This window comes from Gardnerella vaginalis (assembly GCF_001546455.1).
In the GTDB taxonomy this organism is placed as follows: Bacteria; Actinomycetota; Actinomycetes; order Actinomycetales; family Bifidobacteriaceae; genus Bifidobacterium; species Bifidobacterium vaginale_B.
Genome location: NZ_KQ956819.1, coordinates 142,484 through 167,007, shown reverse-complemented (window position 1 = coordinate 167,007; position 24,524 = coordinate 142,484). Strand labels below are relative to the sequence as shown.

Annotated in this window: 20 protein-coding genes and 1 tRNA gene; 13 read left to right on the top strand and 8 right to left on the bottom strand. The window is 43.8% G+C overall.

What is annotated here, in order from left to right; translation table 11 throughout:
* Window positions 1-3 precede the first annotated feature (3 nt).
* From HMPREF3216_RS03995 to HMPREF3216_RS03960, 8 genes are all read left to right on the top strand, one after another.
* Entirely contained in the window at window positions 4-585 is a 582-nt protein-coding gene (locus HMPREF3216_RS03995; RefSeq protein WP_081090960.1) for an ACT domain-containing protein, read from the top strand.
* 46 nt (window positions 586-631) lie between these two features.
* Complete coding sequence (locus HMPREF3216_RS03990) at window positions 632-1,702, top strand: aspartate-semialdehyde dehydrogenase (protein WP_060787041.1); 1,071 nt, start codon at window positions 632-634, stop codon at window positions 1,700-1,702.
* A gap of 51 nt (window positions 1,703-1,753) precedes the next feature.
* Entirely contained in the window at window positions 1,754-2,374 is a 621-nt protein-coding gene (locus HMPREF3216_RS03985) for a DUF5701 family protein (protein WP_060787040.1), read from the top strand.
* A gap of 100 nt (window positions 2,375-2,474) precedes the next feature.
* Window positions 2,475-3,176, top strand: a complete 702-nt coding sequence (locus HMPREF3216_RS03980; protein ID WP_060787039.1) for an ABC transporter ATP-binding protein — start codon at window positions 2,475-2,477, stop codon at window positions 3,174-3,176.
* A gap of 19 nt (window positions 3,177-3,195) precedes the next feature.
* Complete coding sequence (locus HMPREF3216_RS03975; protein WP_060787038.1) at window positions 3,196-5,946, top strand: ABC transporter permease; 2,751 nt, start codon at window positions 3,196-3,198, stop codon at window positions 5,944-5,946.
* A gap of 65 nt (window positions 5,947-6,011) precedes the next feature.
* Entirely contained in the window at window positions 6,012-7,484 is a 1,473-nt protein-coding gene (locus HMPREF3216_RS03970) for an amino acid permease (RefSeq protein ID WP_060787037.1), read from the top strand.
* A gap of 42 nt (window positions 7,485-7,526) precedes the next feature.
* Entirely contained in the window at window positions 7,527-8,267 is a 741-nt protein-coding gene (gene nucS, locus HMPREF3216_RS03965; protein ID WP_060787036.1) for an endonuclease NucS, read from the top strand.
* A gap of 296 nt (window positions 8,268-8,563) precedes the next feature.
* Window positions 8,564-10,198, top strand: coding sequence for an ATP-binding protein (locus HMPREF3216_RS03960; protein WP_060787035.1), 1,635 nt, complete (start codon window positions 8,564-8,566; stop codon window positions 10,196-10,198).
* 74 nt (window positions 10,199-10,272) lie between these two features.
* Here the strand turns inward: HMPREF3216_RS03960 and HMPREF3216_RS03955 are convergent, their stop codons facing one another.
* Complete coding sequence (locus HMPREF3216_RS03955) at window positions 10,273-11,640, bottom strand: ATP-binding protein (RefSeq protein WP_060787034.1); 1,368 nt, start codon at window positions 11,638-11,640, stop codon at window positions 10,273-10,275.
* A 272-nt stretch (window positions 11,641-11,912) separates the two neighbouring features.
* Between HMPREF3216_RS03955 and HMPREF3216_RS03950 the strand changes: the two genes are divergently transcribed.
* The 3 genes from HMPREF3216_RS03950 (at window position 11,913) to upp (ending at window position 14,722) form a co-directional block, all read left to right on the top strand.
* The gene (locus tag HMPREF3216_RS03950) at window positions 11,913-13,112 is read left to right on the top strand and encodes an NUDIX hydrolase (RefSeq protein ID WP_060787033.1); all 1,200 of its coding nucleotides are present in this window, start codon (window positions 11,913-11,915) and stop codon (window positions 13,110-13,112) included.
* 46 nt (window positions 13,113-13,158) lie between these two features.
* Window positions 13,159-13,821, top strand: a complete 663-nt coding sequence (locus tag HMPREF3216_RS03945; RefSeq protein ID WP_060787032.1) for a hypothetical protein — start codon at window positions 13,159-13,161, stop codon at window positions 13,819-13,821.
* 262 nt (window positions 13,822-14,083) lie between these two features.
* On the top strand, window positions 14,084-14,722 hold the full coding sequence (upp, locus tag HMPREF3216_RS03940) for a uracil phosphoribosyltransferase (protein ID WP_060787031.1): 639 nt from the start codon (window positions 14,084-14,086) through the stop codon (window positions 14,720-14,722).
* A 101-nt stretch (window positions 14,723-14,823) separates the two neighbouring features.
* Here the strand turns inward: upp and HMPREF3216_RS03935 are convergent, their stop codons facing one another.
* The 6 genes from HMPREF3216_RS03935 to ftsY all read right to left on the bottom strand — a co-directional run bounded on the left by HMPREF3216_RS03935 (window position 14,824) and on the right by ftsY (window position 23,290).
* Entirely contained in the window at window positions 14,824-15,630 is an 807-nt protein-coding gene (locus HMPREF3216_RS03935) for a type 1 glutamine amidotransferase (protein WP_060787030.1), read from the bottom strand.
* A gap of 14 nt (window positions 15,631-15,644) precedes the next feature.
* Entirely contained in the window at window positions 15,645-17,009 is a 1,365-nt protein-coding gene (locus HMPREF3216_RS03930; RefSeq protein ID WP_060787029.1) for a MurT ligase domain-containing protein, read from the bottom strand.
* On the bottom strand, window positions 16,993-18,456 hold the full coding sequence (gene dnaB, locus HMPREF3216_RS03925; protein WP_060787028.1) for a replicative DNA helicase: 1,464 nt from the start codon (window positions 18,454-18,456) through the stop codon (window positions 16,993-16,995). Before dnaB ends, HMPREF3216_RS03930 begins: the two co-directional genes overlap by 17 nt.
* Before the next feature lie 102 nt (window positions 18,457-18,558).
* Entirely contained in the window at window positions 18,559-19,914 is a 1,356-nt protein-coding gene (locus HMPREF3216_RS03920; RefSeq protein WP_060787027.1) for an MATE family efflux transporter, read from the bottom strand.
* Between the two features lie 323 nt (window positions 19,915-20,237).
* On the bottom strand, window positions 20,238-21,974 hold the full coding sequence (locus HMPREF3216_RS03915) for an ammonium transporter (protein ID WP_060787026.1): 1,737 nt from the start codon (window positions 21,972-21,974) through the stop codon (window positions 20,238-20,240).
* A gap of 176 nt (window positions 21,975-22,150) precedes the next feature.
* On the bottom strand, window positions 22,151-23,290 hold the full coding sequence (gene ftsY / locus HMPREF3216_RS03910; RefSeq protein ID WP_081090957.1) for a signal recognition particle-docking protein FtsY: 1,140 nt from the start codon (window positions 23,288-23,290) through the stop codon (window positions 22,151-22,153).
* Between the two features lie 194 nt (window positions 23,291-23,484).
* Between ftsY and HMPREF3216_RS03905 the strand changes: the two genes are divergently transcribed.
* Both HMPREF3216_RS03905 and HMPREF3216_RS03900 read left to right on the top strand, forming a co-directional pair.
* Window positions 23,485-23,748 carry a mycoredoxin gene (locus HMPREF3216_RS03905; protein WP_060787025.1) on the top strand — a complete coding sequence of 88 codons (264 nt, stop codon included), beginning with the start codon at window positions 23,485-23,487 and terminating at the stop codon, window positions 23,746-23,748.
* A gap of 59 nt (window positions 23,749-23,807) precedes the next feature.
* Window positions 23,808-23,880, top strand: a tRNA-Lys gene (locus tag HMPREF3216_RS03900).
* Window positions 23,881-24,044: 164 nt separating this feature from the next.
* Here the strand turns inward: HMPREF3216_RS03900 and HMPREF3216_RS03895 are convergent.
* Window positions 24,045-24,491 (bottom strand): RbsD/FucU family protein, encoded by a 447-nt coding sequence (locus HMPREF3216_RS03895; RefSeq protein WP_004131125.1) that lies wholly within the window; start codon window positions 24,489-24,491, stop codon window positions 24,045-24,047.
* Window positions 24,492-24,524: the final 33 nt, after the last annotated feature.

Here is a 24,524-nt window from a genome sequence, read left to right as displayed (position 1 = left end):
AAAATGGCAAATAAAATGGCAAACATTGATATTCGCTCCACAATGGGCGATTTATTCCCAGACTTAGGCCCAGAGACCCCTGTGATTTCTGGAGTTGCACACGATAGAAGCGAGTCCATGATTACTCTTCGAGGCGTTCCCGATAAGCCTGGAAACGCTGCAAAAGTATTTACAACTCTTGCTGCTGCAGACGTTAACATAGACATGATTGCTCAGGCAAGTGCATCCACCGAAACAGCAGACATATCTCTTACCGCCCCAAGCTCGGCATTAGATGCCGTTTGCAAGGTTTTGCAAGGCGCGCGCGGCGAGTTGCAATTTACGTCTATGGATGTGGACCCTTCGGTTGGAAAAGTCGCAGTTGTTGGCGTTGGAATGAAAACTTATTCTGGGCTTGCCGCCACATTCTTTACCGCACTAAGCGATCACGGAATTAATATTCTTATGATTTCCACATCAGAGATTCGCATTGCGGCAATTGTTCCAGTGAAGCAGCTCGACGAGGCGGTTCGCGCACTTCACACAGCCTACGGATTAGACGCAAGCAAAGTGGAAGCTGTTGTTTACGGGGGAAGCGGCCGATAGAATCGCGTAAAATCGCGCAAAAATCACGCAAAATAAGGGAGACAAAATGGCAATTATAAGCAACACAGGCGTAAACCTTGCGGTTTTAGGTGCCACTGGCCAAGTTGGAATGGTTATGCGCCGAGTTTTAGATGAGCGCGACTTTCCAATTAAAAACTTGCGATTTTTAGCTTCCGCACACTCAGCTGGAACAGTTTTAAACTACCGAGGCAAAGATGTTGTTGTAGAAGACGTAGAAAAAGCAGATTTAAGCGGAATTGACATTGCGATTTTCTCTGCAGGCGGCGGAACGTCCAAAGTGTGGGCGCCGCGATTTGCGGATGCGGGCGCAATAGTAATCGACAACTCTTCGCAATGGCGCATGCATAACGATGTTCCACTTGTGGTTGCAGAGGTAAATCCGCAAGATTTGAACGATATTCCGCGTGGGATAGTTGCTAATCCAAATTGCACAACAATGGCGTGCATGCCTGTTTTAAATCCGCTTTCGAAAGCTTTTGGCTTAAAACGACTTATTGTATCTTCTTATCAAGCGGTTTCTGGAGCTGGAAGAGCGGGCGCGTTGCAGCTTATGAACGAAGCGCAAGCGGCTTTAGATCAGGGCGCAGATAAGCTTGTGTTTGACGGAGATGCGATTGATTTTCCGCAGCCAACCAAAGTTGCGCGCACAATCGCATTCAACGTTGTTCCATTTATTGGCGCGATTGTTGATGACGGGTCGCAAGAAACCGACGAAGAGCAAAAGCTTCGCAACGAAAGTCGTAAGATTTTGCACCTTCCAAACCTTGCAGCAAGCTGCACTTGCGTGCGTGTAGGCGTTTTTACAGGCCACGGAATGAGCATTAATGCCGAATTTGAGCGCGATGTAACACCAGATATGGCTCGCGAGGTGTTAAAATCGGCCGATGGCGTTGCGCTAGACGATATTCCTACGCCTCAGCTTGCTGCAGGAAAGTCTGCAAGCTACGTTGGCCGCATTCGCCAAGACCAGGCAGTTGACGGAAAACGCGGTTTGGCAATGTTTGTTACAAACGACAATCTTCGCAAGGGCGCGGCTCTTAACGCTGTGCAACTGGCGGAAATCGTAGCTAAAAATCGCAGTCTAATCGCGTATTAATTAAGTTGAGCCAGACTCGCAATTGTAGAAAATTTTACGTAAAATATAAATATGTCTATAGCCTCGCAAGAAATACAAAAGCAACTTGACCGCATTGTTGCTCTTGGTTACCCAGACGTTGCTGATATGAGCGCAGCGTCGTTCCGCGCTTTAGCATTGCCACTTATTCGCGCGCTAGAGCAAAGTGATTTGGGAACAAACATTCTTCTTGTGCCTACTCGCGAGCTGGTTTCGCCAGAGTCTTTGATTTCTCGAACCAGCATTGAAAGAATGGCTGGCTTTACAACAATGCCTCCTAGAGATATTGCTAGCTTCCTGCCACAAGATGGTTTTGAGCCTCCAGAAGGGCCATTTTACCTTGCGATCGACCCACATACGGGTACATCGTATTTAAATCGCGAGCCAGATGTTGCCAGAAAGCTTATTGACTCCGATGAACGCCTTCCTTTGACTTTAGAAGAAGGATTGGCAATTGCCACGCAGCACCCTGATTGGCTTGAAAGCAAGAATGGCTTTAATCTTTTAGGATCAAAAAGCTCCGATGGAAGGGTTCCAAGTATTTGGATAAGTCAAGGCGCCGCGCGTCTCGGCGCTGTTTGGCCAAATTCAAGGCACACTTGGCTTGGTAACGCATATTGCATTGCTCGACGAGGAGTATCACTGTTTCAATAAATAGAATCAAATATTACCTAATAAATTAAAATTACATAATAAATTAAAATTAAGAATTAATAGCAAAACATAATTAAACAATCAGTAAGCAAGGTGCATTGTGGCGTACATAACATTTGATCATGTTGTAAAAGAGTACCCATCTGGTACAGGCGTCGTGCGAGCGCTAGATGATGCCAGTTTTACAGCCGAGCGCGGCAAACTAACCGTTATTTTAGGCGCTTCGGGAGCTGGAAAAACTACAGCACTGAATATTTTAGGCGGCATGGATACAGCAACAAGCGGTAGCGTAACTGTTGGCGATTTAAATGTTACAAAGCTCAATGGCCGTGGGCTTGTAAAGTATCGCAGAGAAGATATTGGATTTGTTTTTCAGTTCTACAATCTTGTTCCAAATTTAACGGCATTAGAAAACGTGGAGCTTGCTTCCCAAATTTGCGCAGATCATTTTGACCCAGCTCAAACACTTATTGACGTAGGTTTGGAAAACAGACTTAACAATTTTCCAGCCCAGCTTTCGGGCGGCGAGCAGCAGCGAGTTTCTATTGCGCGTGCACTAGCTAAAAAACCTAAGCTGCTTTTATGCGACGAGCCAACGGGCGCATTAGATTACGAAACTGGAAAAGCTGTTTTGCAATTACTTCAAGATATTTGCCAAAAAGAAGGCATGACGGTTCTTATTATTACGCATAACGCGGCGATTGCTCCTATGGCACACAAAGTTGTGCGATTCCATTCTGGAAAAGTCGTAAGTGAAACTGTTCAAGAAAATCCCGCTGCAATCGCAGACATTGAGTGGTGATGCAGAGTGGTGATTTATAGTGAATAACAAAACCGTAAAATCCAAGATAATCAAGCGTAAAACTGCGATTCGCACTAAGCGCGCACACTCCATTTTGCCAATAGTTTTTATTAGCGCCGTACGAATGTGGATTCATGAATGGCGCCGTTTTTGCGTACTCGCCGTTATAGCAATGCTTGGTGTTGCTGTTATGACAGGCATCTACGCAGGCTGCAACGATATGCTTCTTGGTGCAAACAATGTTTACACAAATCTCAAAGCTTACGACTTGCAAATCGTATCTACTCTTGGATTAACCAACAACGATGTTAAAGCAATCAAAAAATTGCCCATTGTTAGCGAAGCCGAGGGCGAAAAGTCTTTTAAAGCCACCGCCCACCCGCTAAATAATGACAGTTTGTCTTACGCAATGAACCTCGTTCAATATAATCACAATTCTAAAAATCTAAATCGACTGCATCTACTGCGCGGCAATATGCCAACTAATAATCGCCAAGCTGCCGTAACTGAACGATTTTTGCACGATAGTGGCTTGAATATAGGTAGCACGCTGTTTTTAAACGTACAACAAAACTCTGGTTTAGCTAATGGTACTAATCAAAAGCAAAAATATAAGATTTTAATTACGGGAAGCGTGTTGGATGTTAACGATTTAGACAATCCAAACGGGTATCAATCAAAGGCTTTCCGTAACTCTGTTATATCGAGATATTCAATTTTCACATCTGCTGCCAGCAAAAGCACTAATAACCACCCATACACATCTATATCGGTGCGATTAGCAAAGCCTAGCCACGTTAATAATTTTTCGCAAAAGTATCGCGCAATTGTGGCAGATGCTTCAAATCAGATTAAAAATAGCGTGCAAAGCGATTGCCAAAAAACGCGCAGAAATCAAGTTATAGAAGACCAGACAAATCAAAAAGTAAATCAGACTATAGCTTCCACTGCAATGCTAAAAAATGCGCCTGCCTCGGTGCTAACTAAGGCTCGTGCGCAGATTTACGCAAAAATTAAGCCAGAAGTGCAAAAACTTGTTCCTCAAGCAAGATGGCATATTGCCACACGCATAGAAAATGGCAGCTACACGCGATTACGCTCGGACGTGGCTTCGATTCAATCACTCGGCTACGCTTTTCCAGTGCTGTTCCTTATAGTGGCAATGATGATGAGCCTAACGGCAATGGCAAGAATGGTAGAAGAGGAACGAGGACTAATCGGAACCTACTTAAGCCTAGGCTATAGCCGCTGCGCAGCTGTAACAAGACATGCTTTCTTTGCGATTTTCGCCTGCTTTATAGGCGGCGGAATCGGCGATATTCTGGGATTCTTAGCAATTCCATCTTTACTACTTAAGATTTTGCGCGGATTATACACAGTTCCAGGCGTTCTTTTACGCTACGACTGGCTTTACGGCTCGCTTTGTGTGCTCGCGTTTGTAATACCAGTTGCCATATGCACAATAATCGTAAGTTGGAAAGAGACCAAGCAAGTTCCAGCAACATTACTGCGTCCAAAATCACCAAAAGCGGGCGCTCGCGTACTTCTTGAACGTCTGCCATTTATTTGGAATCGCTTAAGCTTTTTAAACAAGGTATCTATAAGAAATCTGGCTCGTTTTAAAGGCAGATTATGCATGACAATCGGCGGCGTAGCTGGGTGCACGGCGTTAATTGTGTGCGCACTGGCACTAAACGATACCGTTGCAACCCTTGGCATTCGCCAGTATGACGGCATTTACCACTACGACATGATTTCTATTTCCACTCCAGATGCATTCCAAAATATGAAGAAAAGCATGCAAAAAGATAAATCCAACAATCTTGTTGATACCATTTTGCCTGCCTACATCAGCTCTGGAGAAATCGCAAAAAGCAATGCAAATAGCGGAAAATCCAACAAATCCAACGCTAGCAGCGTTGAAAATTCCGAAAGCGTGCAAATTGTAGTTGTTAAAGATTCAGCAACGTTGTCTAAAATGGTTAATCTTCAAGACGTTAATAACAATTTGCAAACTATTTCGCTTAACGATGACGGGCCTCTTCTTTCTCAAAGCGCAGCATCATCGCTTAACGTTTCTCGCGGAGATTATATTAAAATAACTAATTCCAACTTTAAACGCGCAAAAGTAAAGTTGCGAGCCGTAGTTCGCAATCTTATTGGATCAAATATATACATGACTTCGCGCTGCTACGAAAAAATATTCGGCTTTAAGAATGGAAAAACCATTAAGCACAACGCTTTAATGCTACAACTTTGCGGAAAAGACGACGCAAAAATGCGTTACGCCGATAATGTTGCTAACCGAGAAGGTGTTCTTGCTGTTATGAGCATTACGCGTATGAAACACGCTTTTAGCTTCGATTTAATGAATGCAGTTGTTGCGCTTATAGTGACTCTGGCCGCTGGTTTGGCACTGGCCGTACTCTTTACGCTTGCAAGCACCAATATTTCGGAAAGATCTCGAGAGATAGCTACGTTGAAAGTTCTTGGGTTCTATCAAAAAGAAGTTCATGCCTACGTGCATAAAGAAATGTTTGCACTCACCGTAATAGGCGTTCTAGTTGGTTTACCACTAGGAAGACTAGTTGCTGGCTTGCTAACAAACGCCTTGCGAATGCCAGCGCTGTATTTTGAAGTCGAGGTATCTTGGCTAAGCTATGCGATTGCTGGCTTTGCAACGCTGATTTTTGCTCTTATTGTTCAATGGTCAACCAGCCCAGCACTAGACCGCATTGACCCCGTAAGCTCGCTTAAAAGCGTGGAATAATAATCCAATATTTACGGGTTCTTATAAAATTGAAAGCTCAAGTCTAAAAGAATGGAGTTATAGCAATGAGTGATATTGACCAAACTAATAATGGTCACACTAACAAGATGGAGCGCAGCCTTACAAAAAGACACGTTCAATTCATTGCTATAGGTGGAACAATCGGCACTGGCCTATTCTTGGGTTCTGGCAAATCCATTAGTCTTACAGGCCCTAGCATTATGTTTGTATACATAATCGTTGGCCTAATCATGTTTTTGCTTATGCGTGGCATTGGCGAACTAATGTATAAAGACCCAAACCAGCACACTTTTATTAGCTTTATTACGAAATATTTAGGCAAAGGCTGGGGCAATTTTGCAGGATGGTCGTATTGGATAGTACTTGTGCTTATTGGCATGAGTGAGATTACAGCCGTTAGTACGTATTGTATTACATTCTTCCAAACTTTTGGAATAGACGTTAGCGGATGGAAATGGCTTATAGAAGTGGCATTTTTGGGCGCTTTGGTATGCATAAATCTGATTGCGGTTAAGCTGTTTGGTGAAACAGAGTTTTGGTTCTCAATGATTAAAATCACGCTAATCGTTGCCCTTATTGCAACTGCCGCCGTAATGGTTATTATTGGCTACCATTACCCTGCAACGGAGATTAGTGGCGTTGTAAATCCTGCAGGCCACGCAGGCTTTGACAATATTTTCAACAACTTCTCGCTTATGCCAAATGGATGGCTGGCATTTTTGATGAGCTTCCAAATGGTGTTCTACGCATACCAGCTTATTGAGTTTGTAGGCGTTACCGTATCGGAAACTAAGAATCCTCGCCAAGTTTTACCAAAGGCAATTAACGAGATTATTATGCGAATCTTGATTTTCTACGTTGGAGCGCTTGCTTCAATCATGTTAATTGTTCCTTGGCAACAATTTAAAGCTACCGATTCTAAAGGCGTTTACATGTCTCCGTTTATTATGGTTTTCCAATATGCGGGGCTTCATTGGGCTTCAGCGCTTGTGTTCTTTGTAGTAATCACAGCCGCATCTTCTGCGCTTAATTCGCTGCTTTATTCTGCAGGAAGGCACATGTATCAAATTGCTCTGGAATCTAATTCCCCTGCTCTTTCGCATTTGCGCAAAGTTTCGCGTACTAAGGTTCCTGCAAGGGCAATTATTTTCTCCGCTGCGCTAATTCTTTTCTCGCCGCTTATTAACTCAATTCCTGGAGTGCATGGCGCGTTTATTGTGTTTGCTTCTGCGTCTTCGGCAGTAATAATCATGATTTACATTTTGATTATGGTTACGCACAGAAAGTACCGCGCTTCGGCTGATTTTATGCCAGACGGCTTTGTTATGCCGCACTATAAGCTGCTTAATTCACTAACGATTGCATTCTTTGTGTTTGTTTACATAACGCTATTTATTAGCGAAGACACTCGCGGATCTGCGATTGGCGGACTTATTTGGCTCTTGCTTTTTGGAGGCTATTGCGCACTGCACCAGCGCTGGCAGAATCGCGATTTAGCGGCGGCTTTGGGCAGATAGTTTTTGTGCAAGTAGTTACGCGATTTATGCTACGCTTTTTGTGTGCGAATTATTGTTGCGGATTGTAGTGCAGAATACACGGGTAGGCTTAATGCAAGTCTTCCAATGTCTAAACGCGTCTTGCTAATTAAAGAAGACGGAAGCGTACTCATTTTTTCGGAGCTTGGATCATACAAGCCACTTAATTGGATGGTTGCACCTTGCACAATGCGTGTTGAAGGAAAATCTAGTGAGGGCGAAGCAAAATCCGAAGCAAATTCTAAAGCAAAAGCCAGCTCCGAGTCTATTTTTGCAGACGGAACGATTTTAAAAATCGCAGCCAAAAAAGGCAACGACATACTTCGCATTGTTTTGCAGCATGTTTACAGCGATTCTTCTTACGATTTAGGCGAAGACCCAGGCCTTGTTAAAGACGGAGTGGAAGAGCATTTGCAGCATTATTTAGCAGAGCAGATTGAACGCATTGGTAAAGGCGCAAAGCTTGTTCGCCGCGAATACCCTACTGCGATTGGTCCAGTGGATATTATGGCTAAGGATTCTAACGGCGTTCACGTTGCCATTGAGATTAAACGAAATGGCGGTATTGACGGCGTTGAGCAGCTTACGCGATATTGCGAGTTACTAAACCGCGACCCGCTTCTTAAACCCGTTCGCGGCATTTTTGCGGCGCAAACGATTAGCGCACAAGCACGCACTCTTGCGCAAGACAGAGGATTTACTTGCCTTATTTTGGATTATGACGATATGCGCGGTGCGAATTCGGACGAGCTGCGACTTTTTTAGGCATGCTCACAAACCACAAATCGCTATCCTAGCGCATCCACACAGTCACAGTCGCGCATACACACAGTCATGTCAGCCAGAATGACTGTCATAAATCAGCACATCTCGGTCAAAATGCATAAAATCACAGTCAAAATATAGTAGATGACAGTCATATATACGAAAATCACTGTCATGAACGAGAAAATGACAGTCACAACGCTTTTATCACAGTCATGACTGTGATATGATGACAGTGAAGGTGACCGTAAAAGCATCTAAGCATTGGCAAATCACAGTTAACCGAGGAATCAAAAATGGCAATCCTAAATGAACAGATAAAAGAAGCCATAGAGCGATTGCGCATGCAAAAAACAGATGACTCCAATTATGAGGCAAAAAGCTGTGATGCAAAGCTTAGCGTAAGTGTGTGGGAAACAGTAAGCGCCTTTGCTAATACAAATGGCGGCACGCTACTACTCGGGCTAGATGAAAGCAACGATTTTTCTCCAACAAAAAACTTCGATATTAAAAAAGTTCGCGATCAATTTATTGAAGGGATAGGCGATGGCGGAGTCAATGGAGCACGACTAACATACCCCCCAAAATATGACTTAGAAAGAGTAATCGTAGACAATAACTATCAAATCCTGGCTATAAAAATCTACGAAAACGCTGCCGATAAAAAGCCTTGCTACATTACAGCTAAAGGAAGTAAAGGCGGAAGTTACAAACGTGTTGACGACAAAGACATTCGCATGTCGAATGATGAAGTCTACGAAATAGAAAACGCGCTACGCCCAAGCGATATAGATTTGTCGATTGTTAAAGAAGCTACAAAATCTGATTTAAACAAAGATTTAGTCGAAAATCTTATAGCAAAGCGAGCAAATTCCAAAGCTTTACGCGGAACTACAACAGAAGATGAAAAGCTCACGCGTCTTAACATTACAGATAAGCAAGGGCGCGTACGCATGGCAGGACTTTTAACTCTTGGCAATTATCCGCAGCAATTTTTCCCGCGATTGTTTATTGACGTAACAGCTCATGCAGGAACAGAAAAATCTTCGACTGGAGTACAGCGTTTTATAGATCGCGAAGAATGTAGCGGCGCAATATCCGAAATGATTGAAGATGCCGTAAATGCGGTTATTAAAAATCTTCGAGTTAGCACATTTATTAATGGCGTTGAACGCATAGAAGAATCGGAGATTCCGCGCGAAGTTCTACGCGAAGCCATAGCCAATGCGGTAATTCACAGAGAATATCACGAATATTTTCAAGGTCAGCCTGTAAGCGTTGACATTTTCCCCAACAGAGTTGTTATAACAAATCCTGGGGGATTATGGGGAGGGAAAACGCTTGATAACATTGACGACGGCGAATCGAAGTGCCGAAACGCCGCGCTTATGCAATTGGCTCAATACACACCAATCGAAGCAAATAGAATTGGAGCAGGGCCAGTTGAAGGCCAAGGTAGCGGAATTGCATTTATGATTAACGAAATGCAAGCATGGTCGCTGCCAAAACCGCAATTTATACCTAAGCTGGGCTCTTTTAGCGTGATTTTGCAGCGCGCAAAAGCAAAATTCCCTCGCAACATGAATTATGTAAATTACGTAGACTACACAAACCGCTCTGAGATAATGGATTCTAACAAAAACTATGTTGAGGAATTCGCTAATACTAAACAAACTAAACAAACGTTGGAAAATTACACTCAAGAGGAACGCACACAAGCGGATAGCAAAAGGAATCTATTAAATGACGATATTTTGCTAGCGCTTATACCTGTTGACTCTACAATAACAACACAAGAATTAGCAGCACTAACTCAAAAGTCTCCAGAAACAGTCAGACGACATTTGCGCAAGCTAATTGCAGAAAATAAAGTAAAAGCACTAGGAAAAATAACAAGTAAGCAGCGCAAATATACGAAAACTGGCAACTGACTTTCTCTAAGCCAATACTAAACTACGCGCGGCCGCACGCCCGCCTTCGCTCCCGCAAACGCCACTCACTTACACTAAATCTCAAGCGTTCCAGCAGCCAAATCGCTAGCCACGAACGTCATAAAATAAAATGGCATAGTCGCGATTTTCTGATTTGCATCATAGCCATAATTATTTTTAGAAACTTTTATTGCAAACTCAAACTTGTTGTGCATTGCAAACTTATTTAAAGAATTAAGAGTTCCTCTGCCTTTTTTAACATCAATCGGGAAAAGCTTATTATTTGATTCAATTATAAATTCCAATTCTGAATCTGATTTCCCGCGCCAATAAAACAGTTTTAAACCATTTGCGCTAAGTTCGTTTGCAACGTAATTTTCGAAGAAAATACCAGATAGCGTATTGTCTCTTTCGTTTGAAATAAAAGATGCTGCATTAACTCCGCTTTGATACGAGAACATGCCAATATCGCACAAAAATAGTCGGAAATTGCTTTCATTCTCTTGCATAAGTGGCATAGTTATATGCTCTTTAAGCTGGAACGACTGATTAACAATATGAGTCATAAGCAGCCATTGAATGGATGTCGCAAAATCTCTAGTTCTACTATCTTTTTTAATAAGACCAGCTGAAAAGTTTTTTGATTCCTTGTTAAGCTCTCTAAAAATATTCTCAAATAAAAGTCGAGATCTTAAAATCGATTCGCTACTTGCTTGATACAACTCCATATCTGCAAGATAATTGTCATAAAGCGAGCGCAAAACCTCACGCGATTCTAGTAAATCTTTGCGCTCAATATATGCTCCTACTGCTTCTGGCATACCCCCAATCAGCAAATATTTATACACTTCATTTAACGCAAGATTGTGAATTTCTGTAGGCAGCGCTTGCTTAGAATCATATGCTTCGCGCACCTTTGAATATAGAAGACTGTTATTGTTTAGTAGGAACTCACCAAAAGTCATTGGATAGATTGTTATCTGATCAATTTTGCCTACTGGAAAGAGGAATTGGCCAACTGCTGATTTAGACGAATTTTGCTTGTGAGCTTCGCGATGCAATTTGATTCGCACCATTGAACCCGTTGCAATTACGTGAATTCTTCTAAAATCTTGGCAAAAATATTTAAGCGACGAAATAATATTTGGGCATTCTTGGATCTCGTCAAAAATCAGCAAAGTGCCTTCATCTATAGCCTTGGAAAATCGCAAAGACAAGTATTCTATAATCTTTTCTGCGTTTGCTGTGCTTTCGCAAAAGTTACGAACCTCATCTTCTTTTTTAAGATCGATGTAAATATAACTATTTTTATAATATTTTTCCGCAAAAAGTTCTTTTACTAGATACGTTTTGCCAACCTGACGCGCACCCCATATAATTAGCGGCTTACGATTCGGCTTGCTATTCCAGGCAATTAATTTTTGTAATGCTAGTCGTTCCATGGCTTACTCTTTTTAATGTTGATATTACAACGATTATAGCATTATTTGCCAGTTTTAGGATGTTTCTTGAATAATAATTTGCCAGTTTTGGGATGTTTTTTACGCCATAATTTGCCAGTTTTGGGAGAATTGGAGTATTGGCAAACAATAACAGCACTTTTGCTTCGCACGTTTATACAAGTAATGACTGTGTACAAGATATAAAACATTAAAAATATAAAACATTAAAGCACAACTAAAAGTTACAAAAGAAAAACGCTAAAATAGTGAATATGAGTGCAACAGTAGCGAAGAAATACGTTGAAGCAGCTGGCGGAATCATCTACCGCTTGCGCAAAACTACTAGCAAAGAAAGCAAGCCGAGCAAACCGAACAGCACAAATTCAAATGAAGATTTCGGCAATGTTGGCAGCGAATCCAACGCTTGCAATCAAGTGTTAAACGAAAACAACATAGAGCTTTGCCTTGTTTACCGCCCAAAATACAACGATTGGAGCTGGCCAAAAGGCAAGAACGAGGCCAATGAATCACATCGCCACACTGCTGTGCGCGAAGTTGGCGAAGAGACTGGCTACGCGGTTACACTAGGTCCACATATTGCGCAAATCGAGTATCCGCTCGAAAACGAAGGCAAAAAATCGTCTGCAAAAAACGGCATAAAAAGCAACGCAAAGAGCGGCGCACAAAACAACAGTCAGCCAGAAGTAATTAAGCGAATCCACTACTGGATGATGCAAGAAATAAGCGGAAGTGCAGCATTAAAACGCTTACCAGCATTTGGCCCAATAAAACCAGCAAAGCCTACGGAAATCGGCAACGTTATTTGGCTCACGCCTGAAAAAGCGCGCAAAAAGCTTACGCACGATAGTGATCAACTTGTTTTAGACGCATTCCTTGAGCGAATCAAGTCTGGGCAAGCAAATTATAAAACGCTGATTCTTGTACGACACGGCAAAGCGGAATCGAGAAAAGCTTGGCAAGGCAGCGAGGCCACTCGCCCAATCACACCACTTGGTTCTGCAGCATCCTACGCGCTTGGCCGCGAACTTGCTTGCTACGCGCCAGACAAAATCATTTCTTCTCCTTGGAAGCGATGCTTGGAAACAGTCGCAGCTTTTGCGCGCGATTCTTCACTTCCTATAGAGCAGGTTGCGGAACTTACTGAAGATCATCACGAGAAACAACCAAAATCAACGTTATCTGTGCTGATAAGCGAAATACAGAATCTTGAGCATAATGAACAAAATGCAAACACAGTCAACAATGCAACAGTCATATGCCTGCACCGTCCAGTGATTGGCACTTTCTTCGATTATTTGCGCGAAATAACAAAACCTAGAGCACACAAACGCATACTCAGCCAAAAATCGCCATACATGCCTACAGGAAGCGCAGTGATTTTGCACATTGTAAGCACCGAAAAAGGCCCTAAAATTGTAAACATAGAAAAGGTTTTGCCAATTGTCTACTAATATTAATTCGCAATCGGGTTCAATTCACTCTAGCAGGTCCGCGTTTATGCCAAGCCCAATAGGCTCCAATCGCCCTAGCAGGCCAGCGCAAATGGATCCAGCAATGCTCGCGCAAATTGAAGGCGGCACAGACCCACAAATCGTAAACGAAATTAGCCGCACGTCGGCAGCTGTTTTGCTAAATCGCGTTCATAAAACGCAGACTCCAGAGATTGTTGAGCGCGTGCTCAACTTGGTAGAAAACGAAGGCATTGAGATTATTGCGGATTTGTGGAGTAAAGCAGAAGCTCAGTCTCTTCCTGGAATGCTTTGGAGGCTGTATTTGCTTCGAACATCGCTGCGCAAGAATGGCAATGCCTACGCTGCATATTGGCGTCTTGGCGAGCCAGAGGCCACTAGCGCTTCGGCGATTACTGGAGTTGACGAGTCTCCTACAAAAGAAGATATTGAACGCCTTGCGGATTCAATTCTTTCTGGCGCGTTTACTGGCGACTTTGCGGTTGCACTATACAGAGCTTGTGCATTTAGCGCGATTATTTCGCGAGGAATGCGTGCGTACGCAAAAAAACTAAGCCAAAATGCGCAAGACTCTAGCAGCAACAACGCACAAAAAATTGCCAACATTTTACACACCTGCGCTAACATGCACGCGCTTTCTTTAGACTTTGCTAGCGGCGCAAAATTATGGCAGGCAGGCAAGCTTGATTAGATTATTCGCGGCGCGCTGAAATCGAAAAGCATGTATACTCGAGAGTGACGCTGGCTTGTGCTTAAGCCCCGGGCTCCATTTTTTGCCGCTGCGAGCGGCGTTTGCGCCGACAGGCGCTTTCGCAAGTCAGCGTTTTTAAAATATTTAATATTCTCCAGCAATTCACAAAATTCAACCTTCATTAACACTTGTTTATATTTTTTCTAAATATTCACGGCACGCCGCTAGCTTAACGTGCAATGCTTGCACTAATCTAGAAGGTATGGATCTTCATGTTTTACATCATCCGCTGGTGGACCACAAGCTCACCGTTTTGCGAGATAAGAATACACCATCTAACATTTTCCGCGAGTTAGTTTCCGAATTGGTAACACTCGAAGCATACGAAGCAACCCGCAATCTAGAAGTTAGCGATCGAGAGATTGAAACTCCTATTTGCAAGATGACTGGCAAGCATTTAAACCGCCCACGCCCAATGGTTGTGCCGGTTTTGCGCGCTGGTCTTGGTATGCTCGACGGCATGACTCGCCTTCTTCCAACCGCTGAGGTTGGATTCCTTGGCATGAAGCGAGACGAGCAGACGCTCGACATCGTCACTTATGCTAACCGTTTGCCAGAAGATTTGACTGGTCGTCAATGCTTCCTTCTTGACCCAATGCTTGCTACTGGCGGCACTCTTATTGCCGCTACGCATTATTTGGCAGAGCGCGGCGCTAAAGATGTTACCGCTATTAACATTTTGGCAGCGCCAGAAGGCTTGGAGCGCATTGAGAAGGAGATTGATCCTTCTATTGACTTTAAGGTTGTTGTTTGCGCTGTTGACGAGCGTTTGAACGACAAAGCTTATATTGTTCCAGGTCTTGGCGACGCTGGCGATCGCTTGTACGGCTTGATTGACTAATAGTCACTAGCTAAATCAAATGAAAACTAGAATCAAAAGCTAGACAACAAAAAGCCTGCTGATTTTGCAACACTTTGCGCAATTTCAGCAGGCTTTTGTATTTACCGCGGACGAGTTACGGCCACTTTGCGAGCGCAATCCGCCAATTCGTCTAATTTCGCAAGCTCCGCGCGCTGGGCGTCTGTTTGCTTTGGCTCAAATTCTCCATAACGATTTTGCGCAGCAGTGCGGATCAAAAAGTCAGCCAAACGCGGATTTTTTGGCAAAACCGAACCGTGCATATAAGTGCCAATAACGTTGTATTTTCTAGCACCTTCCGTGCGGTCTTTACCATTATTCCCGCAATCTTCGCCATCAACCAATCCAAGCGGCTGAGTGCCATCTTGCAAGCTTGTGCGCCCAGAATGATTCTCGTATCCAACAATATCGCCAAAATCGGCGCTATGCTCTACTAGATTTCCAATCATGCGCACATCTTGGCCTATCGTATGCTCGCCGAGTACACCTATGCCTTTAAGCTTTTGGCCTTCAATAGTCTCAAAGTACTCTCCAAAAAGCTGGTAAAGCCCGCAAATCATAAGCATTGGAACGCCATTTTTTGCAAGCTCGCGAATCGCGTCCGCGCGCGCAAATAAATCATCTGTAACTCTGCTTTGACCATGGTCTTGTCCGCCTCCGCCAAGAATCATATCCACGCACTTTGGCCACGCATCTCCAACGTTATACTCGTGCAACACGGGCTTGTAGCCGTACAATTCCGCTCGGCGCATAATCGTAAGCACATTGCCGTAGTCGCCGTAAATATTCATGTCTTTTGGATACAGCGACACAATATCTAGCACGCGGTTTGCGTCTTTATTAGTAGCATCCGCTTGACTAATATCATTAACATCACTCATATTATTCATAACGGCTACTTTCTTTACTTTCCAACACCAACGTCTTTAACGCTTGCGATTTGCCCCAACATAGCTCGCACGCGAAGCATGGCAGTATATGTGCAATATATGCGTTTTGCGTTTTTAGCATTGCTACTAAAATCGCCATTTACAAAGGCTTTAGCGTCTTCTTCTAAGTTAGTGTTCACATTTCTAGAAGCAACTTTGTCGTATTGCAAGCGCAAAGCCATATCCCACGCACGAGTGCCAGAAACGCAAGCAACTCCAGTGCCGCTAAAGCACGTAAAATCAACGTCCCACAGCCAGCTCATGTCTCGCCCGTCCGCGTATTCGTCGCAAATCGCAATCATTGTGTCGTGATTTTGCACATTATCCGAAGCAAGCGCAAGTCTAAATCCAATAGGATTTTTCACTAGAACAAGCTCCACAGCAGCGCCGTTAACTTCGATTATCTCGCCTCGCCCAAACGCTGGCGTTACGCGAGAAATCGCTTCCATAAGCGCATCGTCATTAAATTTTGTAAGCGACGCATCTTTTTTAGCAGCATCCGACAAAATAGCGCGAACAACTGTAGCGGCAGCGGCCGCATTAAAAACGTTGTATACGCCTCGCAACTTAACGCTGGTGGTTTTTCTATTCCCATCAATCAAAAAATCGGCTTTATTGCCATCAACCTTTGCCAAAACAACATCTGCTTGTGGAAGATTGCGCGAATCACTACGCGAATCGCCATTAAAATCGCCAGACAAATCATTGTGCAAATCGTCGTCGGTTGGGAACATGCTTTTTAGCGAATCATCCAAACCAAAATAGCGCACGCTAGCGCCCGAAGAAATTACATCTGCTAAAGCCAAAATTCTTGGATCTTCGCGGTTTAGCACAACCACTCGCTTGGTTGCACGAGCCACATTGCTCAACAATTTAGCCGTAGTATCAATCTCGCCAAATCTATCTAACTGATCTCGCATAACGTTTAAAAGCAGCGAGTAGCGCGGACTTATCTGTTTTACAAAATGCACCGCATAGGCTTCGTCAAGCTCTAAAACAGCTATATCTGCATCTAACTTTGCGCCAAAAACTGGCATTTTCTGCACAAGCGCCGCCACAACTCCGCGCGTAAAATTAGACCCCGTAGGATTTGTAAACACGCGCAATCCAGCGTCTCTAAGCATAGAGGAAACCATACGCGTTGTAGTGGTTTTGCCATTGGTTCCAGAAATTAGCACAACACCATAAGGCAATTTTCCCAGCGTTCTTGCTAAAAACCCTGGGTCTAGTGTTTCTACAACTTTGCCCGGCAAAGCGCTTCCGCCATGATGCAAAGCCCTAGAAACCGCCCGAACCAGCTTTCCTACGGCTGGCATCAACGCATCAAGCAGAAGGGCCATCATAGCCTCCAACAGTATCGTTACCCTGCGCATACGACTGCGGTTGGTAGCCTTGCGGCATATCTTTAAACTTAGACGTTGCTCCAAGAAAAGCTAAATTAAACGTTTCTGTAGGGCCATTACGATGCTTTGCCATAATAATGTCTGCTTCTCCAGGGCGATCTTCTTTGTTGTAAAAATCAGGCCTGTGCACAAGAAACACAACGTCTGCATCTTGCTCAATAGAACCCGACTCGCGCAAATCCGAAAGCTGCGGCTTTTTATCATTTCGCATTTCTGGGCCGCGGTTCAGCTGGCTTAGCGCAACAACTGGAACTTCTAGCTCTTTTGCTAGCAGCTTTAACGCGCGGGAAAACTCGGAGACCTCTTGCTGCCTCGATTCAACCCTTTTACCCGAAGTCATAAGTTGCAAGTAATCGATTACAACTAGCTTTAGGTCGTTCGTCTGCTTTAGTCTCCTGCATTTTGCGCGGATTTCCATAAGACTCATATTTGGGCTATCGTCTATAAACAGCGGCGCGTCCTTCATTTTTGACCAAAACGCGTTTAGCTTAGTCCACCTATCGGTTGTAATGTCTTCTGGAGTTCCGCGATGCATTGCCGTCATTGGAATATCTGTTTCGGCTGCGATTATTCTCTGCGCAAGCTCCAGCTTGTTCATTTCTAGCGAGAACACGATTGTTGTCATATTGTGATGCAGCGCAGCGGAACGCGCAAAGTCAATTCCAAGAGTTGACTTTCCCATTGCAGGCCTACCAGCTACCACTACCATCTGCCCAGGCTGCAAGCCTTGCGTCATGTCGTCAATATCTCTAAATCCTGTTGGAACGCCTTTTTCGATCTCGTTGCTTTGCAACTTGTCTAACTGCTCGAGAGCGTCTTGAACAACAGGTCCAATAGCGGAATAATCCTGATGAACCTTGCCAGAACTCATCTCGTAAACCTCGGATTGCGCAAGATTTACCACGTCTTCCGCTTGATCTCCAGTGGCCGAATAGCCCATTTGCGCAATCTTTGTTCCAGCAGCAATCACGTTTCGCAAAATCGCGTTTTTATGCACAATATCCGCGTAATATAGCGCATTTGCAGCCGTCGGCACGCAGGCCACTAGGCTGTGCAAATAGTCTGCTCCACCAATCTTCTCTAAGTTTTCGTCTTTTAGAAGCTCATTTGCAACTAGAACAACGTCTACCGGCTGCGACCCCGAGAACAAATTTATAATCGCATCGTAAATCGTCTGATGCTTTGGAACGTAAAAGTCGGAAGTTTCTAGAATTTGCGAAACTTCGCCAATGGCATCTTTGCTCATTAGCATTCCGCCTAAAACGGCCATTTCCGCGTCTTCGTCATGAGGTGGAACCTTGTCAAACAAGCTAACATTCCCATTAGCGTTGTTTAATCGGTTCGCGTCATTTCTACTTGACTGCCACATATCATTATCTGCCATAAAATCGAGTATAAACACCTGCACGGAGCATGCCAACACAAGTTGATATTAGACAACATAAGTCAACACAAGCCGCAATGCACAAACTGTAGTTTACGCAAATCACAAGGTTGCGCACTTCATCCAATCGTCCGTTTTAACTCTAAGCGAATTTCCAAGAGCTCGCCCGCCAATATAAACAACATTAAGAGAAGCCCAAAGCGATATTGTTTTAGTAACATCTCCCGCAAAAAGCGCCACATTTGCCACACAAACCGCGCTAATTACAAGAAGATACACAACCGCCGTAATAGAGCACGATTTAGCCAAATATTTGTGATCTCCAGCTCCGATTAACACTCCGTCTAGCGCCCACATAAACCCAGATAGCGGCAAGAAAATTCCAAGAATCGTCATTCCTATTGAAACCAAAAGCTGAACTTCGGCATTTGGGCTAAACAGCGGCGAACATAACCAACCTGCAAGTATCATTAGAATTCCAACAATTACGCTACTTAACGCACCTACCTGCGCACAAATTTTTGTTATTACATTAGCGCGTTTTACTAATCCAGCTCCAAGCGCAGAGGCGACTATTGTTTGAGCCGCAATCCCTATAGCGTCTAATATATTCATAACAAAATTCCAGCAAGAATTTGCAACCTGATATGCAGCTAGCGTGTTTGTTCCAAGACGTGCAGCCGCCGCAACGGTTGCCACCATGCACGCACGCAATGCCAGTGTGCGTATAAACAGCGGAATTCCACTTCCAGCGCTTTTAAGTATGCTACGCGCACGCGGGCTAAGCCGCGCTTTTTCTCGAGCCGCCCAAAAAATCGCTGGCACCGTTAAAACAACACCCATATACCACTGTGCTAGCATTGTGGCAATTCCCGACCCAGCAATGCCAAGGTTCATTCCAAACACAAATAGAATATCTAAAATCGTATTTACTACAGCCCCACTCACTGCTGCAAAAAGTGTGATTCTTACTTTGCTAAGACCTCTAAAAATGCCATTTGCCGCGTAAATTAGCAGCATTGCAGGCAAGCCTGGCATAACAGTTTGAGTGTAGATTACAGCATTTCTAAGCGTTTCCCCGCTTGCACCAAAGCTTTGGCAAAGTGGGCGCGCAAACACCATTAATGCAAGCGTTAAAACAATACCCAGCCCAAGTGCCAGCCACAATCCATCCATTCCAACGCTTAAACCTTGGCGATTTTTGCCAGCTCCCAAAAGCCTTGCCACTTGGCTTGTTGTGTTGTACGCCAAGAACAGGCATAATCCCGTTGTTGTTAAAAGCACGGTTGAACCTATTGAAAGTCCCGCAAGCTGCGTTTTACCTAAATGCCCAACTATTGCCGTGTCTATTAAAACAAACGCTGGCTCTGCAATCAGCTGACCGAATGTTGGAATTGCTAGCGAAAATATGTGTTTTAGTAGGTCTTTTTTATCAACATCTTCGCTCTGATTGCTCATATTAGTAACCCGTTCTGCTCCATCTTGGACTATTCAAATCTTCTTATGCTGATTGCTTATAATCTGCTATCATAAATTTTTTTGAATTGCAAACTAGATTTGATTTCAAAAAAGTTATCCGCAGGATATCCACAAAGTTATCCCCCATTTGTGTATAACTTTTATAGATATACACAGCAACACGCCTAAAATGTGGATAACTAAAAGTTTTATCCACATTGCGCAATCCGTGTGTGTCATATCTTCGTCAATTTACGCAAATAAAAGCATAATTTTTACACTAATTGTGCATAACTTTCAAAGAATATTCTGTTTTGACTCTTTCAGTTAGATTTTTTGGATTCATCTTTAGGTTTATCGCTAGAGTCATCACCAGAATCATCAGACTCGCCAGTATCTTCTTTAGACTCGTCTTTAACATTCAAATCAGATTCTTCTTGAGCATTAATGGCCTCTTGAACAGCTTCGATTTGCTCTTCGCTTAATTCAACATTAGAATCCGCCGCCTCAGCAGCCTCAGCCGCTTCAGCCGCTTCAGCCGCTTCCACAGCCTCCACAGCTTCCGCAACAGACCCAGCTCTAGCCTGAGCAATGCTAGAAAAGTCATACGCACGTTCACCTTGATCTGCTAAATCAACGCCCTTACGCTCTTTAGCTTCCGATATTCTCCACCCAAAAAGCTTCTCTAAACCAAACGCCAGCAACGCGCTAACAGCTCCCGCGTAAAGAATGGTGATTGCAAGAAGGCAGATTTGCGCAATAAGCTGATGCCAATCGCCAGTAGAAAGCAATCCACTTGCATCCGCAAATAATCCAACTGCTAAAATTCCAATAAACGCAGCAATGCCATTTACGCTCACAACATGGAGAGCGCCATCGTAGCGAGAAAAAGTCTTAGAATGTGTAGCAAGGCATGTAGCAACACCAACAATCACACCCAGTATAACCGCCCACAAAGGCGCGATAACGTCTGCAGCAGCCGCGCTAGCTGCCAAACCAGCCATAATTCCACTAGCCGCACCAACAGCGCTAAAGCACCCCGAGCGCAGGCGTTCGGTAACGCCCCAAGCAAGCATAGATGCCGATGCTGTAATAGTTGAGCTAACCCACGCATAGCCAGCAACTCCTGGAAGACCTGCAGAAGAGCCAATCATTAATCCAAGCCAGCCAAACCAGATGATGAAAATTCCAAGAACAATAAATGGAACATTGTGCGGGGCACGAGAAGAAGCTGCTGGCAAATGGCCACTAACCGCCGATTCTCCGGCATTGCTTAAGGAAGAATCGCCCTTAGTTTTAAAGTCTGCGCTGGAATCTGCCGCATTATTGGTCTTATTAGACTTTGCAACTTCCGACCAAAGCGCGCGAACCAAATTGCCCTTATGCTCAATATTGCCAACGCCCAAAGCTGTTAAAGATTTAGTGCTTAAAACGAACTTTTTTAGCGGAAAATGTGCGTGACCGCCAATAATAAGCACAATCGACAACGCCGAAACAGCCGCGGCTACATGCAGCAAAGATCCGCCTGCAAAATCGTGAACTTGAATTCCAAGAGCCTGAGATATAGCGCCATTTGGCGAAAGCAATCCGCCTCCGCAAACCATATGAGCAAGAGGTGCAAACACAAGAGTTACCCAAACGGCTACAAAGATTAGCCAAATCGCGTAGCGCACACGGCCAGCAAGAGCGCCAGTTATAAGAGCCACAGCAACAACCGCGCACGCAAGTCTAAACGCCGCTGGAATACCGCCAGCAAGGCCCGTGTTTGCATCCATTGAGGTAAAAATGCCGTGATCGGCAACCATTGAATCGCGCAACAGTAAACCACTTACTGGGTCGCCAACAACTCCGCCAATCATGTCTTTTCCAGCAAAGGCCATTGACCAGCCCCAAAGCGTCCAAACTATAGTTGTTACCGCAATTGCGCCAGCGGAAAGCATCATCATGTTAACCATTGATGTTGCGCGCTCGCGACCGCCGTAAAACAGCGCGATTCCTGGCGTAATTATAAACACTAAGGCAGCAGCCAGTAATGCCCATTGCGGATCCATTGCGGTCATGTTTCACCTCACAATACGCAGCCATCGGTGGTTGCGAACTAACATATGCAAACCAATGCAAACTAATTCTGCAGACTAAAATCTGCGAACTAATAAACTAATATCTGTTTATATTCTAATAGGATCAAGCTAAAATCGACCAAAACCGACTAAAATCAGCCAAAACCAAAATCAACTCAAGCTAAAATGCCGTCTACAAAGCTTTCTGGATCAAACGGCGCAAGGTCGTCTGGGCCTTCTCCTAAACCAACAAGCTTTACTGGAACTCCAAGCTCGCGCTGAACAGAAATCACAATTCCGCCCTTTGCAGAGCCGTCTAGCTTTGTTAACACTACGCCAGTAATTCCAATTGCCTGAGCAAAAACTTTTGCCTGCACCATGCCATTTTGCCCAGTTGTAGCATCAAGAACTAAAAGAACTTCGTCTACTGGAACGGTTTTTTCAATCACACGGCGAATTTTGCCAAGCTCATCCATAAGATTTGCCTTATTTTGCAACCTTCCAGCCGTGTCTACAATCAAAACATCTGCATTTGCTTCTTTGGCAGCTGTAGCCCCGTCAAAAGCTACAGACGCTGGGTCTGCGCCGTCTTTTTGGCTGCGAACAATTTTAACGCCTGCAGCATTTGCCCAAGTTTCAAGCTGATCGGCAGCAGCCGCGCGGAAAGTATCTGCAGCCGCAAGAATTACCGAACGTTTTTTAGCAACCATTAGTCGCGCAAGCTTGCCAGCAGTAGTGGTTTTTCCAGTGCCATTTACACCAACCATCATTATTACGCTTGGCTTATTTGCATCTTGCAAATCTGCTTTTAGGCTTCTATCGGTTTTGCTGCCAACAATATCCAACAGTTTTGTGCGAAGCGTTTCACGAACTTCTTGAGCGTCTGCAGCCGCAGAAATCTTAGCGTCTTTTTTAAGTGCATTAACAAGTTCTTCGCTTGCCTGAGTGCCAACATCTGCCATTAAAAGCGTGTCTTCTACATCTTGCCAATCATCTTCACTAAGATTATCTTTGCTTAAAATGTTGAATAGAGCACGACCAAAAGGATTTTGACTATTGGCAAGCTTGCCCCTAAGCCTAGCCATTCTAGATGTTGCGTTTTCTGGCAATTGCACACTAGAGTTAACATTGTTTTCGGCGCTACTATTGTTTTCGGCGCTACTAGTTAATGGGTCTTCTTTGCTAGTAGGTATTACAGGGCCTCGCGATTTGCTAACAATTCGCAAGACAACCGCTACGGCTACTAAAACAACAGCTAAAATAACCGCACCAATAGCAAACCATATAATCAAATTTAAGTCCATAACCATGTTCATATAAATAAGCCTATGAAATTAAAGGGACACATTAAAGGGAATTTTCTTAAATTATAGTCAAAATTGTTGATCACTTAGTAAAAATCACGCAAATATTGGTGTTCTAATACAATAATTTTACAAGCCGATATTTAGCGCTTTAAGTGTAGCTTTATAGGCCACTTTAAAATCAAACTGAATTGGGGTGTTTATTTATGGAAAATCTGCCATTGGTCAATGTTTACGGAGCCGATTGGTGTGGCGACTGCATTCGCGCAAAAGCTGCACTAAACCAGTTTAATGTTGCTTTTACTTGGCACAATATTGAATCCGAAGACGGAGCTGCTCAAAAGGCTGTTGAAATTAGCGGCCAGAAGCATATTCCAGTTGTAACTTTTAGCGACGGCAGCTTTATGGTGGAGCCATCCGCAAGTCAAATAAAAAATAAGCTTATTCAATTAGGCCAACTTGCAGATTAACACGCCAATATTCAACGTGTTGGATTAGTCTCCAAAATGTAGTACACTAGGCATTTGTTGCCCCTTTAGCTCAATTGGCAGAGCAGAGTCCTTTTAAGTCTTGGGTTGTGGGTTCGAGTCCCACAGGGGGCACAAAATAAGCACTGCACGTAGCAGATGGTTCTTAAATTCCAAATCATCTTGTTGCATGCAGTGCTTTTATGCTATAACACTTAAATTTCTATATCTCTACAAACAGATAACAAATAAATAACAGATAAATAGCATATAAATATAAACTTATTTACCTATTTACGCTACTCTCCAGCAAACACCACGCCCTTACGCAGCATAATGTTAGCGTATTGAGCACGCTCACCCGTGGCAACAACACAATACGCCTTCTTTGCCTCATCGTAGAACGCAAATCTTTCAAGAGTGCCTAAAGTGCTGGCTCCACGCTTATCGTATTTAGCAATAATATCTTCATATTCTTTCCAGATTGGAGTTTCGCAAGGGTCTCCTGGAACAACTTCCATAAGTGTAGCTGGCTTATCGGTGTATTGATCGAGTGGCATCAACTTTAAGATTGCAGTTAGCAATTCCGAAGTTCCATGACCATCGCAGCGTACAACTATAGCGTCTTTTCCTACAGACTCAGTTGGAAAATTTCCATCGGCCAATACTAAAACATCTCCATGGCCCATTTCACAAAGAACCTTCAGCAATGCTGGAGGAATTATAGAATCTACACCTTTTAACATAATAATCTCCCTTGATTAATTGATAAATAACTA

Excerpts from the sequence above, each read along its gene's own strand:
- HMPREF3216_RS03995 (WP_081090960.1), top strand. The coding sequence starts at position 4 with ATGGCAAATAAAATGGCAAACATTGATATTCGCTCCACAATGGGCGAT.
- HMPREF3216_RS03990 (WP_060787041.1), top strand. The coding sequence starts at position 632 with ATGGCAATTATAAGCAACACAGGCGTAAACCTTGCGGTTTTAGGTGCC.
- HMPREF3216_RS03985 (WP_060787040.1), top strand. The coding sequence starts at position 1,754 with ATGTCTATAGCCTCGCAAGAAATACAAAAGCAACTTGACCGCATTGTT.
- HMPREF3216_RS03970 (WP_060787037.1), top strand. The coding sequence starts at position 6,012 with ATGAGTGATATTGACCAAACTAATAATGGTCACACTAACAAGATGGAG.
- HMPREF3216_RS03960 (WP_060787035.1), top strand. The coding sequence starts at position 8,564 with ATGGCAATCCTAAATGAACAGATAAAAGAAGCCATAGAGCGATTGCGC.
- HMPREF3216_RS03955 (WP_060787034.1), bottom strand. The coding sequence starts at position 11,640 with ATGGAACGACTAGCATTACAAAAATTAATTGCCTGGAATAGCAAGCCG.
- HMPREF3216_RS03950 (WP_060787033.1), top strand. The coding sequence starts at position 11,913 with ATGAGTGCAACAGTAGCGAAGAAATACGTTGAAGCAGCTGGCGGAATC.
- HMPREF3216_RS03945 (WP_060787032.1), top strand. The coding sequence starts at position 13,159 with ATGCCAAGCCCAATAGGCTCCAATCGCCCTAGCAGGCCAGCGCAAATG.
- upp (WP_060787031.1), top strand. The coding sequence starts at position 14,084 with ATGGATCTTCATGTTTTACATCATCCGCTGGTGGACCACAAGCTCACC.
- HMPREF3216_RS03935 (WP_060787030.1), bottom strand. The coding sequence starts at position 15,630 with ATGAATAATATGAGTGATGTTAATGATATTAGTCAAGCGGATGCTACT.
- HMPREF3216_RS03930 (WP_060787029.1), bottom strand. The coding sequence starts at position 17,009 with ATGGCCCTTCTGCTTGATGCGTTGATGCCAGCCGTAGGAAAGCTGGTT.
- dnaB (WP_060787028.1), bottom strand. The coding sequence starts at position 18,456 with ATGGCAGATAATGATATGTGGCAGTCAAGTAGAAATGACGCGAACCGA.
- HMPREF3216_RS03920 (WP_060787027.1), bottom strand. The coding sequence starts at position 19,914 with ATGAGCAATCAGAGCGAAGATGTTGATAAAAAAGACCTACTAAAACAC.
- HMPREF3216_RS03915 (WP_060787026.1), bottom strand. The coding sequence starts at position 21,974 with ATGACCGCAATGGATCCGCAATGGGCATTACTGGCTGCTGCCTTAGTG.
- ftsY (WP_081090957.1), bottom strand. The coding sequence starts at position 23,290 with ATGAACATGGTTATGGACTTAAATTTGATTATATGGTTTGCTATTGGT.
- HMPREF3216_RS03905 (WP_060787025.1), top strand. The coding sequence starts at position 23,485 with ATGGAAAATCTGCCATTGGTCAATGTTTACGGAGCCGATTGGTGTGGC.
- HMPREF3216_RS03895 (WP_004131125.1), bottom strand. The coding sequence starts at position 24,491 with ATGTTAAAAGGTGTAGATTCTATAATTCCTCCAGCATTGCTGAAGGTT.